Annotated in this window: 14 protein-coding genes; 9 read left to right on the top strand and 5 right to left on the bottom strand. The window is 39.1% G+C overall.

The window, feature by feature from the left end; all coding sequences use genetic code 11:
• Positions 1-9: 9 nt before the first annotated feature.
• A complete protein-coding gene (locus tag Q8M41_RS11395; protein WP_305365403.1) occupies positions 10-345 on the bottom strand; it encodes a MerR family transcriptional regulator in 336 nt (111 codons plus the stop codon).
• Positions 346-519: 174 nt separating this feature from the next.
• Here Q8M41_RS11395 and alaS point away from each other — a divergent pair, with 174 nt between their 5' ends.
• The gene (alaS, locus tag Q8M41_RS11390) at positions 520-3177 is read left to right on the top strand and encodes an alanine--tRNA ligase (protein WP_305365402.1); all 2658 of its coding nucleotides are present in this window, start codon (positions 520-522) and stop codon (positions 3175-3177) included.
• A 67-nt stretch (positions 3178-3244) separates the two neighbouring features.
• Here the strand turns inward: alaS and Q8M41_RS11385 are convergent, their stop codons facing one another.
• A complete protein-coding gene (locus Q8M41_RS11385) occupies positions 3245-3709 on the bottom strand; it encodes a hypothetical protein (RefSeq protein ID WP_305365401.1) in 465 nt (154 codons plus the stop codon).
• 194 nt (positions 3710-3903) lie between these two features.
• Between Q8M41_RS11385 and gatB the strand changes: the two genes are divergently transcribed.
• The 4 genes from gatB (at position 3904) to Q8M41_RS11365 (ending at position 8057) form a co-directional block, all read left to right on the top strand.
• Positions 3904-5376: an Asp-tRNA(Asn)/Glu-tRNA(Gln) amidotransferase subunit GatB gene (gene gatB, locus Q8M41_RS11380; protein ID WP_305365400.1), complete on the top strand. Its 1473-nt coding sequence runs from the start codon at positions 3904-3906 to the stop codon at positions 5374-5376.
• Positions 5373-6473 (top strand): TlpA disulfide reductase family protein, encoded by a 1101-nt coding sequence (locus Q8M41_RS11375; protein ID WP_305365399.1) that lies wholly within the window; start codon positions 5373-5375, stop codon positions 6471-6473. The genes gatB and Q8M41_RS11375 overlap by 4 nt, the downstream gene beginning before the upstream one ends.
• Before the next feature lie 103 nt (positions 6474-6576).
• A complete protein-coding gene (locus Q8M41_RS11370; protein WP_305365398.1) occupies positions 6577-7266 on the top strand; it encodes a response regulator transcription factor in 690 nt (229 codons plus the stop codon).
• Between the two features lie 71 nt (positions 7267-7337).
• Positions 7338-8057, top strand: a complete 720-nt coding sequence (locus Q8M41_RS11365; RefSeq protein ID WP_305365397.1) for an RluA family pseudouridine synthase — start codon at positions 7338-7340, stop codon at positions 8055-8057.
• Here Q8M41_RS11365 and Q8M41_RS11360 read toward each other — a convergent pair.
• Both Q8M41_RS11360 and Q8M41_RS11355 read right to left on the bottom strand, forming a co-directional pair.
• Complete coding sequence (locus Q8M41_RS11360) at positions 8054-8590, bottom strand: DUF695 domain-containing protein (RefSeq protein ID WP_305365396.1); 537 nt, start codon at positions 8588-8590, stop codon at positions 8054-8056. The two genes, Q8M41_RS11365 and Q8M41_RS11360, sit on opposite strands and share 4 nt — an antisense overlap.
• A gap of 114 nt (positions 8591-8704) precedes the next feature.
• Entirely contained in the window at positions 8705-10087 is a 1383-nt protein-coding gene (locus Q8M41_RS11355) for an arginine decarboxylase (protein ID WP_305365395.1), read from the bottom strand.
• 109 nt (positions 10088-10196) lie between these two features.
• Here Q8M41_RS11355 and rocF point away from each other — a divergent pair, with 109 nt between their 5' ends.
• Together rocF and argS are read left to right on the top strand one after the other, a co-directional pair.
• Positions 10197-11144, top strand: coding sequence for an arginase (gene rocF, locus Q8M41_RS11350; protein WP_305365394.1), 948 nt, complete (start codon positions 10197-10199; stop codon positions 11142-11144).
• A gap of 26 nt (positions 11145-11170) precedes the next feature.
• Positions 11171-12949, top strand: coding sequence for an arginine--tRNA ligase (gene argS, locus Q8M41_RS11345; RefSeq protein ID WP_305365393.1), 1779 nt, complete (start codon positions 11171-11173; stop codon positions 12947-12949).
• A gap of 217 nt (positions 12950-13166) precedes the next feature.
• Here the strand turns inward: argS and Q8M41_RS11340 are convergent, their stop codons facing one another.
• Entirely contained in the window at positions 13167-14063 is an 897-nt protein-coding gene (locus Q8M41_RS11340; protein WP_370870485.1) for a 3-hydroxybutyryl-CoA dehydrogenase, read from the bottom strand.
• 390 nt (positions 14064-14453) lie between these two features.
• Here Q8M41_RS11340 and Q8M41_RS11335 point away from each other — a divergent pair, with 390 nt between their 5' ends.
• A complete protein-coding gene (locus tag Q8M41_RS11335; protein ID WP_305365391.1) occupies positions 14454-17432 on the top strand; it encodes a TonB-dependent receptor in 2979 nt (992 codons plus the stop codon).
• Positions 17433-17443: 11 nt separating this feature from the next.
• Positions 17444-18844 carry a RagB/SusD family nutrient uptake outer membrane protein gene (locus Q8M41_RS11330; protein WP_305365390.1) on the top strand — a complete coding sequence of 467 codons (1401 nt, stop codon included), beginning with the start codon at positions 17444-17446 and terminating at the stop codon, positions 18842-18844.
• Positions 18845-18933 lie beyond the last annotated feature (89 nt).

Below are 18933 nucleotides of genomic sequence, written 5' to 3'. Positions count from 1 at the left end.
CCGGCATAACTAAAGCTGCTCTTTTACCTCAAGCAGAAATTGTTTCAGACGCTCAAGAGAGTCGATCACCTTTTGGTTCTCCTTTACCTCAGCCTTATTGCTGCGTAAATAATCTTTGGCACCCTGCAGGGTATAGCCTTTTTCTTTCACCAGATTGAAAATTATCTTCAGGTTCTCAACATCATCGGCACTGAACAGGCGGTTTCCTTTTTTGTTCTTTTTGGGCTGGAGGATCTCAAATTCACGTTCATAAAAACGAATCTGGGATGCGTTTACATCAAACATACGGGTCACCTCACCCATGCTGTAATATAATTTAGTAATGTCGCGCTCCTTGTATGGCATACCAATGATTTTGCTTTTGTAAAACTACTAATTTTGAACCGAAGCAAGTAAAAATTTGAAAGCTTTGAACAATGTTAACGCATAATATGCTGAAGGTAGTACTCCTGAGGCTATTTCATATTCTCTCCCAAAAAAACACATATCTGTATTATATTTGCAGAATAGCTAATCAGGATGACCACCAAAGAGATAAGACAAGGCTTTTTAGATTTTTTTGCCGCCAAAGGACACCATATTGTACCATCAGCACCTATTGTTGTAAAGAATGACCCCACATTGATGTTTACCAATGCCGGAATGAATCAGTTCAAGGATCTGTTCCTCGGTCAGGCAGCGATAAAATACCCCAGGGTGGCCGATACGCAACGTTGTTTGCGCGTTTCCGGTAAGCATAACGACCTCGAAGAAGTTGGAATAGATACTTATCACCATACAATGTTCGAGATGCTTGGCAACTGGAGTTTTGGTGATCCTGCTAATCCGGAGGACGGGTATTTTAAAAAGGAGGCCCTTGCCTGGAGTTGGGAACTTTTAACTGAAGTATATAAAATACCTAAGGACCGGCTTTACGTCAGTGTTTTTGCAGGTGACGAGAAAGAAGGACTTCCTAAAGATCAGGAAGCATACGAGATATGGAAACAGTATGTTTCTGAAGACCGGATTCTTTTAGGAAATAAGAAGGATAATTTCTGGGAGATGGGTGAAACAGGTCCCTGCGGGCCATGTTCGGAGATTCATGTGGATATGCGCCCTGATGCTGAACGTCTTAAAATTGATGGCAGTAAACTGGTCAATCAGGATGATCCACAGGTTATAGAAATATGGAATAATGTCTTCATGCAGTTCAATCGCCTGAAGAATGGTTCTCTTGAAAAACTACCCGGACAGCATGTGGATACGGGAATGGGACTTGAACGTTTGGTAAGGGTAATACAGAATAAAACATCCAATTACGATACCGATGTTTTCCAGCCGATGATTCAATTTATTTCAGAAAAATCACGCATGCCCTATGTTGGAAATTCAGTCCCGGGTGGAGAAGGCTGGGGTGCGTCTGTGGCGATGCGTGTAATGTCTGATCACGTCCGTGCGATCAGTTTCTGTATTGCCGATGGAACCCTGCCATCCAACAATAAGGCTGGTTATGTTGTGAGAAGAATACTCAGAAGAGCGGTAAGATATGCCTACACCTTTCTTGATCTGAAGGAGCCATTTTTAAATAAACTGGTCCCAATTCTTGCAGATCAGTTCGACGGAATATTCCCTGAGCTTAAAAAGCAGCAGGATTTTGTTCAGAAGGTGGTTCTGGAAGAAGAGGTATCGTTTCTAAGAACTTTAGCGACCGGAATTCAGCGTTTTGAACGCTTTGAAACTAATGATCAGGTCATCAATGGAGAATTTGCATTTGAACTATATGATACTTTTGGATTTCCTATCGACCTGACGGAACTAATGGCCCGCGAAAAGGGATGGGCTGTTGATATGGAAGGCTTTGAAGCAGAACTTCAGAAACAAAAAGCACGTTCAAGAGCCGCAACAGCAATTGATACCGGCGACTGGGTTATTATAAATGAAGATGAGGAGGTTGAATTTATCGGTTATGATGAACTGGAAACGGAATGTAAAGTTCTGAGATATCGTAAGGTTACAGCCAAGGGAAAGGATCAGTATCAGTTGGTGCTAAACCGAACCCCATTCTATGCTGAAAGCGGGGGACAGGTTGGCGATACCGGGAAACTTGAAGACCATTCACGTCTGTTTGAATACCCGGTAACAGATACCAAAAAGGAAAACGGATTAATTGTTCATTTTCTTGACGAAATCCCTGATGATCTTTCGGGATCATTTTATGCGGTAGTTGATTATAAGAGGAGAACAGCAACAGAAAACAATCATTCGGTTACTCACCTTTTACATGCAGCATTGAAGCAGATTTTGGGTGATCATGTGAATCAGAAAGGTTCATTGGTTAATTCAGAATATTTAAGATTCGATTTTGCACATTTTTCCAAGCTTACAGATCTGGAGCTATCAGAAGTTGAAGGTATTGTGAACCGTAAAATCCGCGAGAACATTCTATTGAAAGAGGAGCGGAATGTACCTTATCAGAAAGCAATTGATTCAGGCGTAACCGCTCTTTTTGGTGAAAAATATGGAGATTATGTCCGTGTGATCACATTTGATGATCATTTTTCGAAAGAACTTTGTGGCGGGACTCATGTTAAATCAAGCGGACAGATCGGCTATTTTAAGATTATTTCAGAAAGTGCTGTAGCAGCAGGTGTCAGAAGGATTGAAGCAATCACGGCTGAGACTGCTGAGAATTATATTAATGCTCAGAATGAACAGATCAGGGGATTAAAAGACCTGCTTAAGAACCCAAATGACCTTCTTAAAACAGTTGAGTCATTACTTGAAGAGAACAATCGTCTGAAAAAGGAAATTGAAAAAACTATACTTGAGCGTTCTGCCGGATTGAAGCATGAACTTGTTAAAAATGCATTGCTGATCAATGGTATTAATCTGATTGCCCAGCAGGTTGACTTGCCCAATACCGATGCAGTGAAAAGTCTTGCTTATGCTGTAAAGGATCTGGTAAATGATCTCTTCCTGGTTTTGGCTTGCGATATCGATGGAAAACCAAGCCTGACGGTGATGGTATCCGAAAACCTTGTTAAAGAAAGAAATCTGAACGCAGGAAATATTGTGCGTGAATTAGCTAAAGAAATTCAGGGTGGTGGTGGCGGACAACCGTTCTTTGCCACTGCAGGAGGTAAGGATAGTTCCGGGCTTGCAAAAGCACTTGAGAAAGCAAAAACTTTTGTTAGTTGATAGTTGAGAGTGGAAAATTGAGAGTTAACTGCACTCTCCACTCTCAATTCTCCATTCTCAACTCTAATTAGTGTTTCCCTTTACCACCCGAATGTCCATTTTTCCCTTTGGAATGGGACTTGCCTGAATTGCCTTTGGAATATCTTGAATCATTACTATTCCTGATAATTGATTGTTTCCCGTTATAGCCTTTGTATTTTGCATACTTCACTTTGTGTGAACTAAAGTATTGATAAGGTCTTGGGGAGTTAATAACCACTTTATAGCCATTATTTAGGTCATATCCGCGATAACGGGATGGTAAAGCAGACATGAAAAGCCATTTATCATTTTCACGATAAATAAACTGACGTTTTGGGACATAATAATAGGTTTCAATATCGGGCAGGTAGTAATAATCTGCACGATTGTATCCGGTAGGACCCCATTCAGGCTGGGCTCCAAGATTCACATTGACACTTATCTGTGCCATAGCAGGTGCTGCCGAAAAAGCAATAAATCCGGCTAAAAAAGCAATGATTAATCTTTTCATATTTTCTGTGTTATTAATAGATATGATTCAAGTTCAATTAACGTGCCATTTTAGTTTAATTGATAGTTGACAATTGAAAATTGATAATGAACACAATGTGTGTTATGGTTTTTTTAAATGCAGTTTCATTGTTCACTCTCAACTGTAATCAATTGCTTATCTTTGTGCGATATTTAGATACCATTAAAGTTTAAATGACGACAATAGCGGACAGTTTAACTGATAAATATGAGCTTGTAGTTGGGCTTGAGGTACATGTTCAGTTATCAACCGAGAGTAAGATATTTTCTACTGATTCAGCCGGCTTCGGTGGCGGCCCTAATGAGCATATAAGTCCTGTAAGCCTTGGTTTACCCGGAACTTTGCCCAAACTAAATAAAAAAGTAGTCGAATATGCTATTAAAATGGGACTGGCTACTAATTGTAGTATCAATCTAAATACGCATTTTGATCGTAAAAACTATTTTTATGCCGACCTGCCCAAGGGTTTTCAGACCACACAGGATAGTCAGCCAATTTGCCATTCGGGTTTTATTGATGTAAAAGCAGACGATCATTCAGCAAGACGCATTCGAATCCATCGTATTCACATGGAAGATGATGCCGGAAAAAGTATGCATGATCAGGATGAATTTGATTCATTGATTGACCTGAACAGGGCAGGAGTTCCCTTAATAGAAATAGTTTCTGAACCTGATATCCGCTCCGCACATGAAGCAGCAGCATATTTGTCCGAAATCCGAAAATTGGTGAGATACCTGAATATTTGCGATGGGAATATGGAGGAAGGTAGTATTCGTTGCGACGCTAATATATCGGTAAGGCTGAGAGGAGCTTCAGCATATGGGAACAGATGTGAAGTAAAAAATCTTAATTCTATTCGAAACCTGCAAAGAGCTATTGATCATGAGTTTTTAAGGCAGACTGGGCTTTTAGAAAGAGGTGAATATATTGAGCAGAACACTTTGAATTTTGATGCTGAGACTGGTAATACAAGTCCGCTGAGGAGTAAGGAGATGGCCAATGATTATCGTTATTTTCCAGAACCTGATCTGCAGCCATTAGTACTCGAACAGAAGTATATTGATGAATTGTTGGCCGAATTACCCGAATTGCCTTCAAAAAAGATTGAACGGTATACTTCCGTTTTCGGCCTTTCTGAATATGATGCTATTTTACTTTCATCCGAGAAAGAAATAGCGGTCTATTTCGATGAACTAAGTTCGAAGACCCAGCACTTTAAGGCCGCAGCAAACTGGGTTATTGGGCCTTTGAGATCATATCTTCATGATAATCATAAGCATATTGAGGACTTCCCGGTCAAGCCTGAGGTTCTTGCAGATCTTATCAGACTGATTGATAAAGGCAAGCTTAACTATTCAATTGCGGCTCATCAGGTTTTTCCTGAGTTGATTAAAAATCCCGGGAAATCTGCAGAAGAGATGGCTATTTCATTGCAGGTACTGATAGATACTGCTGACGATGAATTGAATTTGCTCATTGAAGAGGTTCTTAGTAATTACCCGGATAAGATTAAAGAATACCATAATGGCAAAAAAGGCGTTCTTGGTTTGTTCATGGGTGACCTGATGAAAAAGACTAAGGGCAAGATCAATCCGCAGATTGCCAGTAAGTTAGTAATAGATAAATTAGAAAGTAAAGCATGAGAAAAGTTTTTGGCTTAGCCATTTTGGCAACGAGTGTTTTTGTGGTTTCCTGCAAAAATAATGATGAGTTGAGTATTTCAGGGAAGGTAGAAAATGCCGGTGAAATTAAAAAAGTATTGCTGTATGAAACTGATCAGCTTGTCGACTCAGCATTTTTGAATGAAAGCAATGAGTTTAAGTTCCGCCGGGTTGCCGAGGAACCTGATTTCTATACTCTTGTTGTAGGTGAAAAGAATTTCCTTGTCGTAGGAAAGAATGGCGATGAATTAAATTTTAAGACAGATTATTCTGATACTACCAATGCCTATGAAATTAAAGGTTCAGAAGATTCAGAGAAAATACGTGAGTTTAATCAGATAGGAAATGATTTCAGTAAGATTTACAAAAAAATACAGGATGATTATGCAGCCATGACTGAGGCAAATCCTGCAGCAAAAGATTCAATCTATAATGTACTGATGCCGCAGTTTCAAGCCAATATGGATAAGTACTCTGAGACTACTTTCAAGTTCGCTCAGGAAAATAAAAATAATCTTGCCGGCTTTTTTGCAGCAAGCTCCCTCGATCAGAATAAATACGAAGCTGAGCTAATTGCATACGCTGAAGAAATCGGGTCTGTTTTTCCAAAGAATAAAGCGGTTCAATCTTTTGTCAATAAAATGGCAGGATTAAAACCGGTTTCTGTTGGTCAGATCGCACCCGAATTTGAATTAAGCGATACAGAAGGCAAGCTGGTTAAGTTGTCAGATTTCAAAGGCAAGTATGTTCTGCTTGATTTCTGGGCTTCATGGTGTGCGCCCTGCCGTGAGGAAAATCCAAACATTGTAAAGCAATATGAAACATTTAAAGATAAAGGCTTTACAGTTCTTGGGGTTTCCCTTGATGAGGATAAATCAGACTGGTTAAAAGCAATTAAGGATGATCGCTTAAACTGGTCGCATGTATCAGAATTAAAGCGATGGGATGGCAAAGTGACCATTCAGTATAAAGTTGAAGGAATACCTGCTTCTTTTATTCTGGATCCGAATGGAAAAATCGTTGCAAAGAATTTAAGAGGCGCCGAACTGCAGAACTTCCTTCAGAAAGTGTTAAATTGATCACAAGAAATTGTCAATTTATAATAAAGATTTACAATTTCTTAATACAGGCTTAATGATTTAGTGTAATGGAGAGTTTACTTTTATATCAAAATATCTGTCTATGAGTACTGCTAAGCACAAAATCCTGATTGTAGATGATGAACCAGATATTCGGGAATTAATTGAGTATAATCTCAAGAAAGAAGGTTATCAGGTATTTACTGCTTCCAACGGTCAGGAAGGAGTTGCTGAGGCGAAGAGAGTACTACCAGATCTGATTATTCTGGATATAATGATGCCAAAAATGGATGGTATCGAAGCCTGTCGTATTCTCAGAACCATGAATGATTTCAAGAATACCTTTATGGTATTTCTGACTGCGCGCAGTGAAGAGTATTCTGAGATTGCGGGGTTTAATGTTGGGGCTGATGACTATATCGCAAAACCAATTAAACCAAGGGCTTTGACAAGCCGCATCAATGCCATTTTACGAAGAAATGTGCAATCTGACATAGAGATTGAAAATAAGTTAGAAATAGGTGATTTGGTTATTGACCGTGAGGCTTTTCTGGTGTTTCAAAGAGGTGAAAAGATTGTACTTGCCAAAAAGGAGTTTGAATTATTATACCTTCTTGCATCCAAACCCGGGAAAGTCTTTACCCGTGAGGTGATTCTGAAAAATATCTGGGAGGATTCAGTCGTAGTGACCAACCGTACCATTGATGTCCACATACGTAAGCTTCGTGAAAAACTTGGGGATAAGTATGTGAGTACCGTAAAAGGAGTAGGGTACAAGTTTGAGTTAAAGTAGTTTAAGCTTAAAGCTAAAAGCTTCGCTCTGCTAAAATTAAAATCTTATTTTTGCAGTCTAATACTGCATACGTGAAGTTTCCCAAATTCGAAGATCTTATACTTTTTGAGAATAACAATCTGATCATTGTTAATAAGCCAGCCTTTTTAAGTTCTCTGGACGACAGGGAAGGTGGCGAAATTAATCTGCTCAGAATGGCTAAGCAGTATTCTGATGATGCTCAGATCTGTCATCGTTTAGACAGGGAGACATCAGGAGTGCTCATCATCGCAAAAAATCCGGAGAGCTATCGTTTTGTTTCCATGCAATTTGAACACAGGAAAGTACGCAAAGTGTATCATGCTTTGATTAATGGTACCCATATATTTGAGGAATTACATGTGGATCTTCCTATTCTGAACCTTGGTGCTAAAAACGTTGCAATCAATCGTCAGGAGGGAAAACCCGCAGAAACTATTTTTAATTCCCTAAAATATTATAAACATTATACCCTGGTTGAATGCAGGCCGATTACAGGCAGAATGCATCAGATCAGGATTCATCTTGCTTCACAAAGGGCTAATATCGCAGGTGATGAAATGTATGGAGGGAAACCGGTCTATTTATCGGAAATAAAGCGGGCTTACAGACTGAGTAAAGATCAGGAGGAGCTTCCTGTCATGAAGCGCTTTGCGCTGCATGCACGTCAGATTACCTTTAAAATTGATGAAAATACGGAGATGACGTTCGAAGCACCATACCCTAAAGATTTCGCGACCCTGATTAAACTCCTGGATAAGTTCGACTCTTAATTTTTGAGAGAAATAGCTTCGTAAAATGAGGCAACAGCTTCCCATTCAGTATCTTCTTCAAAGGAAATAGTGTCTACACGACTATTTTTCTCCTTTATTTTTTTAAGAATATCAGTTGCTTTTTCACGGTCTCCAGGGTTAATGTACAGAAGAATATCACGATACCCCGGCATTGTAGTTGTCCCGATATAACAATAAGGACCAAGTACCTTACTTAGTTCTGAAATGATCTCAGTTTGAAGGGTATTGAAAGTTTCAGTCTCTTTCTCATTCGGGTGACCATCCTTGTTTTTTTCAATCGTGTTTACCATGACGAAAAGTGACATTGAAAATTTTAATTTTTCTTTGTATCCGATATAACGGTTATTGATTAAGGCAATACATGGTTTTCCATCAGCCTCAAACTTCAGGGTCGTGAAATTTTGTTGAGGCAATAGCTTCTCGTCTATTTCTACAGGAGTGGTTGATGTTTTGTTTTGAGAACAAGACATCAGTGGAAACAGGCATAGAAGAAGGAAATAAATTTTTTGCATAATATAATGGATGTCTTTGGCCCCGCCCCGCCCCGGATCGAGTCCGGGGTGACAAAGCTTAATTCCTGTCAGCCCAGACTTGATTGTTGTCAGCCCGGGGTGATCCGGGCCGGGTCAGTAACCCAATATCTTTAAAACCTGTTTACTGTTTTGTTCTTCGCCAAACACTTCAAAATTAAATGTTTCATCCCGGTTGCGGCGGATGATTACATGTTTAGGCGAAGGTAGAAGGCAATGATGTATACCACCATAACCGCTCAGAACTTCCTGGTAGGCGCCTGTGTGAAAAAATCCCAGATACTGTACTTTTCTGGTCTTAGGCATGAAAACGTTATTCATATGGGCCTCCTGACTGTAATAATCCTGCCCATCGCAAGTAATTCCTCCCAGATTCACACGTTCATATTCAGAATCCCAGTTATTTACAGGGGCAAGGATATATTTCTGATTCAGTGCCCAAACATCAGGCAGATTGGTAATGAAAGAACCATCCAGCATCAGCCATTTTTCACGATCATTTTGCTGTTTTCTTCCCAGTACTTTATACAGAATACCAGATGCTTCCGCAACGGTATATTTACCGAATTCAGTGATGATATCAGGCTCTACAACATCATGTTCTGCGCAAATCTCTTTGATTCGTTTTACAATCTCATTCACCATGTATTCATAGTCGAAATCAAACGCAAGTGAATCTTTGAATGGCATTCCTCCACCAATATCCAGTGTATCGAGATCAGGATTTATTTTTTTGAACTTGCAGTAAAGGATTGTGTATTTTTCAAGCTCATTCCAGTAGTACGGGGTATCCGATATTCCTGAATTGATAAAGAAATGAAGCAACTTTACCTTAAAATTTGGGTTGAGGGCAATTTTATGATTGTAAAACTCAATAATATCTTCCATTCTGATTCCCAATCTGGAAGTATAGAACTGTGAATCAGGCTGTTCTTCTGCAGCAATACGCATACCAATGCTGCATGGAATATCCAACTCATCATCATAGATATTGAACTCCTCTTTATTATCCAGTACCGGGATAATGTTTTTAAATCCATCGTGCAGCATATCAATAATATACTGTTTGTACTGGAAAGTTTTGAACCCGTTACATATAACTGTAATATCCTTGTTCAATGAACCTTTCTTTTCGAGGGCATCGATCATAGGCATATCAAAGGCAGAAGATGTTTCCAGGTGGATGTCATTTCGTAGCGCTTCCTCAACAATATGTCTGAAGTGAGAGCTTTTGGTACAATAACAATATTTATAACCACCCCGGTAGTTATTCTTCACGATGGCTGCCTGAAACAATAGTTTTGCCTGCTGGATCTTTTTACTCACTATTGGTAAATAAGTGAACCGGAGAGGGGAACCATAGGTTTCAATCATTTCCATAAGGTTCAGATCATGGAAATAAAGTTCATCATCAATGATGTCAAAACCATCCTGAGGGAACCCCACGCTTAAATCAAGAAACTCCGCGTAACTCTGCATTTTTTTATAATTTTGGCAAAGATATAAAAAGCATATAGCATAGAACATAATACGGAGCTTAAAAATATTAAGCCTGTGTTCTTATCTGTAAAGCAAAGAGTAAAGGGGCATGCGTGAACTAAGAATAATTGAGGTTAAATCAGAAATCGGAGCAGGAACGCGCGGTTCAAGTTTGGGAGTTGATGCAATTAAAATAGCTGCGCTCGACTTTGGCAGCAGATATTTCAAAAAGTACAAAAGTGTTGAAGTACCAAATGAGAATCATCTTTTGCTTGAAACTGCCGGTAATCAATTTGCTAAAAGAGTATCTGGTGTACTCACAATGGTTGAACGTATAGCTGAGGAAGTTGCAAAGACTCTGAAGAATAAAGAATTCCCAATTATACTGTCGGGTGATCATAGTTGTTCTGCAGGGACCATTTCAGGTATCCGTAAAGCCTTCCCAAAAAGCAGGCTTGGCGTGATTTGGATTGACGCTCATTCTGATATTCATTCGCCGTACACCACTCCATCAGGAAATCTGCATGGAATGCCACTGGCAATAGTTCTGGATGAGGATAATATTGAGTCAAAGATCAATGTGCCGGATCAGGAGACTGTAAATTACTGGTATCAGTTAAAGAATGTTGCTAATATTGCCCCTAAAATAAAGTATAGTGACCTGGTTTATATTGCCATGCGTGATTCTGAGTCGCCCGAACAGTATTTGCTGAAGAAACATAAGATTAAGAATTTCCCGCCATCGGAGGTTAGAAAGAGGGGAGTGGAAAGGGTTGCGCTGGATACGCTGAAATATTTGCAAAATTGCGACTTGATTTATGTCTCATTTGATGTGGATGCACTGGATTCCGCTATTTCAAAGGGCACCGGCACACCAGTACCTCATGGTATTACCGAAAGAGAAGCCGGCAATTTACTTGCCCGACTGATGTGTAGTGAAAAAGTTTGCGGATTTGAGATGGTGGAGGTAAATCCAACACTTGACCGGGAGAATCTTATGGCTGAAAATGCTTTTGAGATTTTATTGCGGGCAACAAATGCTTTAATTAACGATTAAATTTACAGGGTGCATACCCATAGCAGATGACAATAGAAAATACCATAGCAGAGCATATTCAAAAGGCTGTTTCAGTACTTTATCAATCAGAGATTGGAATAGATAGCATCGTTATTCAGGAAACCAGGAAGGAGTTTGAAGGCCAGGTAACTGTGGTAACTTTTCCTTTTACAAGACTTTCAAAGAAAACACCTGAACAAACCGGAGCTGAAATTGGCGAATATCTTAAGGAGCATATTCAGGAAGTGACTGCATTTAACGTCATTAAGGGTTTTCTGAATCTTTCCATTTCAGACTCTTACTGGATTGATCAATTACTAAATAATGTATTAAATGAGGGTTTTGGCCAGTTTCCAGCCAATGGAAAACGGGTAATGGTTGAGTATTCCTCTCCAAATACCAATAAGCCCTTGCATTTGGGGCATGTTCGTAATAATTTATTGGGGTATTCAGTTGCGGAGATACTTTCGGCTAATGGTTATGAAGTGATTAAGGTAAACCTGGTTAATGACCGAGGCATACATATATGCAAATCAATGCTTGCCTGGCAGTTATTTGGTAATGGAGAGACACCCGAAAGCAGCGGACTCAAAGGTGACCATTTGGTGGGTAAATACTATGTTATTTTTGATCAGGAATACAAAAAGCAGGTCGCGGAGCTTGTGGAAGAAGGTCAGACTGAAGATAATGGAAAGAAGAACGCTCCTGTGATCAGACAGGCTCAGGAAATGCTTCTGGATTGGGAAGCTGGTGATCCTGCAGTTATAGCATTATGGTCCATGATGAATTCATGGGTATATGCAGGTTTCGAACAAACCTATAATCAGCTTGGGGTTGATTTTGCAAAATATTATTATGAGTCTGATACCTATTTGCTCGGTAAGGATATCATCGATGAAGGGCTTGATAAAGGTGTTTTCTTTGAAAAGGAAGATGGTTCAGTTTGGATAGACCTTACCGAAGACGGACTGGATCAGAAGCTGGTTTTACGCGCAAATGGAACCTCGGTTTATATTACACAGGATTTGGGAACTGCGCAGTTGAAATATGATGATTTTAAAGTGGACAAGTCCATTTATGTGGTTGGAAATGAACAGGATTACCACTTTAAAGTTTTGTTTTTAATTCTGCAGAAATTAGGAAAGCCATGGGCTAAGGGATTATATCATTTGTCTTATGGGATGGTAGATCTTCCTTCCGGTAAAATGAAATCAAGAGAAGGCACTGTTGTTGATGCTGATGAATTGATGGATGATATGATTCGGACGGCGCAGGAACGTACAGAAGAATTGGGCAAAGTAGATGGATTTTCTGAAGCCGAGAAGGCCGATTTGTACAATATGATTGGTTTGGGTGCACTTAAGTTTTTCCTTCTGAAGGTAGAACCTAAAAAGAGGCTATTGTTCGATCCGAATGAATCCATTGATTTTCAGGGGCATACAGGTCCATTTATTCAATATACCCATGCAAGGATACGTTCTGTACTGGCAAAAGCAGATTATAAAACCAGGATTTCAAGTAATCATTCACTGGAACTGACAATACTGGAAAGGGAATTGATCGTTAATCTTAGTAAATACCCTGGAGTTATCTCTGCAGCTGCAATGGAGTATAGTCCGGCGCATATTGCAAATTATGTTTTTGAGCTCGCTAAACTTTTTAATAAGTTCTATCATGAGGAAAGCATACTCAAAGCAGAAGATACAAGTGTCAGAAATTTCAGGCTTGATCTTGCCTCCGCATGTGCAGTTACAATCAACAAGGGAATGGCATTGCTGGGGATACGAGTGCCAGCAAGAATGTAAATAATTGAGAATGCAGAGTTGAGAATGGAGAATTGAATTACCGTCATTTCGAACACGCGGGTAGTATTATTCCATTTCCAATAATTGAGATGCGTGGAGAAATCTGTTAAGATTATAACGGCCTACAGCTTTAAGATAATTAACAATGAATATTATTTTGAAACAGATTCCTCAGTCGTACCTCATACCTCAGATTTCATACCTCATAATTTCCAATTTACCTTTTGAATTTACCCGAAACCTCCGGATCTTTCGATCCTTTTGAATAGTCATAAAATCCATTTCCTGTTTTAACTCCTAACTGACCAGCTGTAACCATTTTGACCAGCAGGGGACAAGGAGAGTATTTTGGGTTTCCAAAACCCTGATATAAAACATTCATTATGGCGAGACAAACATCGAGGCCGATAAAATCAGCCAGTTGTAAAGGGCCCATCGAGTGTGCCATGCCAAGCTTCATAACTGTGTCTATTTCATGAACTCCGGCTACACCTTCGTACAAGGTATAAATAGCCTCATTAATCATTGGCATTAGAATTCGGTTTGCAACGAATCCAGGATAATCATTTACTTCAACGGGTATTTTATTGAGTTTAAGTGAAAGCTCCATTATACTTTTGGTAACTTCATCTGAAGTTGAGTATCCTCTGATTACTTCAACCAGTTTCATTACGGGGACGGGGTTCATAAAGTGCATACCAATCACTTTATCCGGTCTTTTGGTGGCAGAGGCTATTGTAGTAATAGATATGGAGGAGGTATTTGATGCAAGAATAGCTTCAGGTTTACAGTAGAGATCCAGGTCTCTGAATATTTGTAGTTTAATCCCCTGATTTTCTATTGCAGCTTCAATGATCAGATCAGAGTCATGAACAGCTACTCCCAGATCAGTAAAAGTTTTAATATTATTGATGGTCTTTTGCTTCAGTTCATCAGTAATCAGGTTTTTGGCAATCTGACGATCCAGATTTTTATGGATGGTTTCCATCCCCTTTTTTAGACTTTCTTCTGAAATATCTACCAGGTGGACAAGATAACCTGACAATGCAAAGATATGAGCGATGCCATTGCCCATAGTCCCGGATCCGATAACTGAAATTGTTTGCATATTGATTATATAGAATTTAAATATTCAGGATTATTATGCTGCTGCTCAAATTTAGGAATGATTTTCCGCTTATTTTCTTCGGCCCGAAAAGAAGTTTTATCAAAGCAAGTGCAAATAGTATGCAGATATTTTCATTTAGTAACAATCATTGTTACTAAGATAAGGACCTAATTATTCAAACAATATTGATATGAAGCTTTTCTTTATTGTGTAATATTAGTCTTCCTTGAATTAGGAAGTCATTGTCTTAGAGTTAGCATTTCTTTGTTGCGCAACATTTTTGTTACTCTAAAGTTACAGTTAGAATACACGAATATTGTGTTAGAACACTTATTATTGCGCCCTGAAGTCCGTGTCTGCGGATTAAAACCAATTATCAAATTAAACATTTTAAAAATGAAAAGAAAATTACTAGCTTTCTTATTGTTTGGCTTATTCGCTGTTACCAGCGCAATAGCACAAAATAAGACTATCTCTGGTAGAGTTGTTGGAGCTGATGACGGCCTCCCTCTGCCTGGTGTTTCCGTACGTGTTAAAGGTGGCACTGCGGGTACGACTACGGGTGCTGAAGGGAATTATTCCTTAAATGTTCCTGCTAATGCCTCCGTGTTGACATTTACCTACATCGGTTATGTTTCACAGGAAATCACAGTTGGTTCCGGAAGTCGTGTTGACGTACGTTTAGTGACCGATGCAAAACTACTTTCTGAAGTTGTTGTGGTTGGTTATGGTGCACAGAGTCGTGCTTTGAGTACTCAGTCAACTTCATCTGTAAGTGCTGAATCATTCAAAAACGTTCCAATTATTAGTCCTCAGCAAATTTTGCAAGGACAGGCGGCCGGTGTAAACATGGTGAATTCATCAGGTGTACTTGGATCTGCTTCACAAATTACAATCCGTGGTGGTTCTTCTTTAACAGCAGGTGGTCAGCCACTTTATGTAATTGATGGAGTGCCTTTGAATACCGGAAACTACACACAGGGTCAAGGTGGTGGTTCAGGTTTGAATCCATTGTTGAATATTAATGCAAATGACATTGAGAGTATGACGGTACTTAAAGATGCATCTGCAGCAGCTATCTATGGTTCAAGAGGCTCAAATGGTGTTATTTTGATCAAGACTAAGTCTGGTGCAAATAATTCTGCAACTAAGATTAATGTCGACTACTTCAATGGTACTTCCGAACCTACTGATATCTTAAAGTACATGAATGCTGATCAGTGGAGAACCTTCCGTAGAGATTTTCTTCAGGCAAACAATACTGCAGTTCCTGCTTATCCTACAACCAGCTTTGACTGGACAGATGCAGTGCTAAGAACTGGAAAAATGAATAATTTTAATGCAAGCGCATCAGGTGGAAACGACAAAACGAGATTCTATCTTGGGGGTACATTTGCTGACGAGTCAGGTTATACCATAGGAAATGATCTTGAGCGTTTATCAGGCCGTTTCAACTTCAATCACAACATCAGTGAAAAAGTTAGAGTTGGTTTAAACTATAATTTAGCTAGAGTTAATTCAGACCGTATTGGTGCTGAAAACAGTACTTACGCTCCTTTAACTTCTTCTTATTTGCAGTTACCATATGTTATGCCGTATGATGCAAACGGAAATTTTAGAAATACAGGGTTTATTCAAAACGTAATTGGTCTTGAAGCAACAGGTTTCAACAAGTTGAATTCAACCCGTAATACAGGTAATGCTTATGCTGAAGTGGATATCATCAGTGGTTTAACATTCAAAACTGACTGGGGTATTGATAATGCCTTATTTGATGAGAAATATCGTGAAGTTGATGTATTTACACCTGGTGGTTACGGATACATCTCAAGACGTTCAGATAATAAATGGTTGACTCAAAACACCCTGAACTATAATAAAATCATAGGTCAAAATCATTCTGTTAGCGGATTATTAGGTTATTCATTCGAAACTTCGAGATTAACGAATGGTTTATTTGAAGGACAAGGATTTGCAAGTGATGCATTACCAAATATTGGTTCTGCTTCAACTCCGCTTACTGCTTCTGAAACTGGTGCAGAATGGGCATTAGAATCTCAGTTTGCCCGTCTTGGTTATTCATATGCTGATAAATATCTTTTTGAAGGAACAGTAAGAAGAGATGGTTCTTCACGTTTCGGAGCAAACAAGAAATATGGTATTTTCTATGCAGCTTCAGCGGGATGGATTTTATCAAATGAGAGTTTCTTTAACAAGGATAACAAAATTGCACAATTCCTGAAATTCACTGCTAGTTATGGTATATCTGGAAATGATCAGATTGGTTACTTCGATTATCTGGGTACATTTGGTGCTGGTGCAGCTTACAGTGATGCTTCTGCATCTACTCCTGCACGTGTTGCCAATCCTAACTTAGGATGGGAAGAAACAGAACAACTGGATATCGGCCTTACTGCCAGATTATTTAATGCTGTTGATTTGCAGTTAAACTACTATAATAAGAATACAGTAGGATTGTTGGCTAGTGTTCCTTATCCATTTACCACCGGTTTTGCTTCGGCAACTCAGAATATTGGTGAGATGAGAAACAGAGGTTTCGAGGTTACTTTAGGTACTCAAAATGTTAAATCTGAAAACTTCTCATGGACAACAAATTTCAATATTGGTTTCAACAAAAATACTGTATTGTCTTTACCTGAGAACAAAGATCCGGAAGGTAGAAACTTCATTTCAGGATCTACTGCTCAAAGAGCCATTGTTGGTGAATCAAGAAACTCATTCTACCTGATCAGATATAAAGGAATTAATCCTGCAACCGGTGACGCTGAATGGTTGAAAAAAGACGGGACTCCAACTACAACTCCGGTTGCTGCAGATAGAGTATTAGTAGGTCATGCAGATCCTGATTTTGTTGGTGGTTTCACAAATACCTTCCGTTATAAGGATTTTGATCTTAGTGCATTCTTTAACTTTGCCTATGGCAATAAGGTCTTAATTGACGGTTTACGTTTTACTGAGAATGTTGCAACACCTTCATTCAATAAAAGTACTGACCTGTTAAACTACTGGAAAACAGCTGGAGATCAGGCTTTTGCACCAAGATTGAATAGCCCGACCCGTGGCACCTTTAATCAGTTGTCTACTAGTCAATTACAAGATGGATCTTATGCAAGATTGAAAACTGTAACACTTGGTTACAATCTACCATCGTCTGTTCTTGGCAAAACTAAAGTGTTGCGTTCTGCAAGGATTTATGTCTTAGGTCAAAATCTATGGACAATTCAAAACAAAGATTTCAGAGGACCAGATCCTGAGGTTTCAGCAAATGGAGCAAGCAATCTTATCATGGGTGAATCATTCTTCGCATTGCCGCAAGCTAAATCCCTTACTTTTGGTATCAACTTAGGACTTTAATATAAGAAATAATGAAAATAAAATATATAATAGCAATTTCAGCACTGGCATTTTCACTGAGTTCATGTGAAAATAAATTAGCGCTGACACCAGAGCAGGATTTAACTGAAGAAACCATTTTCAGTAATCCTTCTACTGCAAGAAGTGCCGTATTAGGTGTATACAGTACTGCTCAAACTCTTGAATTTTACGGTTCTATGCCGCAAATGATTGAAGAGTATATGGGAGATAACGTGGAATTTGTGGGATCATTTCCAACTCTACAAGAGTTAAGGGATTTCACAACAGTTTCAACCAATGGTAACGTATCAGGTATCTGGCAGGTACATTATCAGGTTATTACCCGTGCTAATAAAGTAATTGGCAATATTGCCAGTGTTTCAGGTTTGTCCGATGCTGAGAAAAACCAATTTGTTGGAGAAGCTAAGTTTTTACGTGCTTTAGCGTATTTACAATTGGTAAACATGTACGCTCAACCATTTCAGGTAACAACAGGAACTAATCTTGGTGTACCTCTTGTTGTCGATGATTTTACAGGTACAATTTCATACCCAGCAAGAGCAACTGTTAATCAGGTTCATGATCAGATTAAAAAGGATCTTACCGAAGCAGCAGCAGCATTGCCTGCAAGTTATGCAACTGGTGTAGATACCAGAGGTCGTGCAACTAAAGGTGCAGCTAATGCATTATTATCAAGGTTATATCTATACCGCGAAGAGTGGGCAAATGCAATCACAGCTGCAAGGGCTGCAATCACAGGTCCTTACACTTTAGCAACTGATTATACCTTTTATGATAAAAATACCGCTGAAGATGTGTTCACTATTCAGAATTCTCCTACTGATAATGGAAGAACTGGTTCAGGTGGCTGGGCATCATATTATTCTCCTGCACCATTAGGTGGTCGTGGTGATGCTCCTTTTTCTGCTAATTTGATTGCAGCTTATGAAGCTGAGCCAGGAGATAAGCGTTATCTACTTAAGCGTACAGGTACTGCAGCAGATGCTGTAAGCCGTGCATTTACATCTAAATTCCCTGATGCTGTAAACAATGCAGATAACTCACCTGTTATCAGAATTACTGAAGTATATCTGAACCTTGCTGAAGCATTGGCTCAGGCTAATGCTTTGCCTAATGCAGAAGCTATAAATATTTTGAACTCCCTGAGGAACCGTGCAGGTTTAGGCAATAAGGTTCCTTTAACCAAAGCTGCTTTAATTGATGCAATTCTTCTTGAAAGAAGAAAAGAACTTGCTTTCGAAGGTTTCAGAAGAATGGATATGCTTAGATACAAGCAAAATCTTAGAGCAAATAATCCATTAGCTGCTTATGGTGGTCAGAAGACTATTCTTCCTATCCCTCAGCGTGAATTGGATAATAACAAAAGCTTACAACCAAATCCTGGTTTCTAAGTTTTAGAGCTTATTATATAAAAAAAAGGTTCTGAGTTTTACTCAGGACCTTTTTTTTGTATGGGGTGGTTCCCCCTTAGGGTTAAAAA

It is taken from the genome of Daejeonella sp. (genome assembly GCF_030684675.1).
Classification (GTDB): Bacteria; Bacteroidota; Bacteroidia; order Sphingobacteriales; family Sphingobacteriaceae; genus Daejeonella.
The sequence above is the reverse complement of the archived record's forward strand: the minus strand, read 5'-3'. Positions and strand labels throughout refer to the sequence as shown.

Excerpts from the sequence above, each read along its gene's own strand:
- Q8M41_RS11395 (WP_305365403.1), bottom strand. The coding sequence starts at position 345 with ATGCCATACAAGGAGCGCGACATTACTAAATTATATTACAGCATGGGT.
- alaS (WP_305365402.1), top strand. The coding sequence starts at position 520 with ATGACCACCAAAGAGATAAGACAAGGCTTTTTAGATTTTTTTGCCGCC.
- Q8M41_RS11385 (WP_305365401.1), bottom strand. The coding sequence starts at position 3,709 with ATGAAAAGATTAATCATTGCTTTTTTAGCCGGATTTATTGCTTTTTCG.
- gatB (WP_305365400.1), top strand. The coding sequence starts at position 3,904 with ATGACGACAATAGCGGACAGTTTAACTGATAAATATGAGCTTGTAGTT.
- Q8M41_RS11375 (WP_305365399.1), top strand. The coding sequence starts at position 5,373 with ATGAGAAAAGTTTTTGGCTTAGCCATTTTGGCAACGAGTGTTTTTGTG.
- Q8M41_RS11370 (WP_305365398.1), top strand. The coding sequence starts at position 6,577 with ATGAGTACTGCTAAGCACAAAATCCTGATTGTAGATGATGAACCAGAT.
- Q8M41_RS11360 (WP_305365396.1), bottom strand. The coding sequence starts at position 8,590 with ATGCAAAAAATTTATTTCCTTCTTCTATGCCTGTTTCCACTGATGTCT.
- Q8M41_RS11355 (WP_305365395.1), bottom strand. The coding sequence starts at position 10,087 with ATGCAGAGTTACGCGGAGTTTCTTGATTTAAGCGTGGGGTTCCCTCAG.
- rocF (WP_305365394.1), top strand. The coding sequence starts at position 10,197 with ATGCGTGAACTAAGAATAATTGAGGTTAAATCAGAAATCGGAGCAGGA.
- argS (WP_305365393.1), top strand. The coding sequence starts at position 11,171 with ATGACAATAGAAAATACCATAGCAGAGCATATTCAAAAGGCTGTTTCA.
- Q8M41_RS11335 (WP_305365391.1), top strand. The coding sequence starts at position 14,454 with ATGAAAAGAAAATTACTAGCTTTCTTATTGTTTGGCTTATTCGCTGTT.
- Q8M41_RS11330 (WP_305365390.1), top strand. The coding sequence starts at position 17,444 with ATGAAAATAAAATATATAATAGCAATTTCAGCACTGGCATTTTCACTG.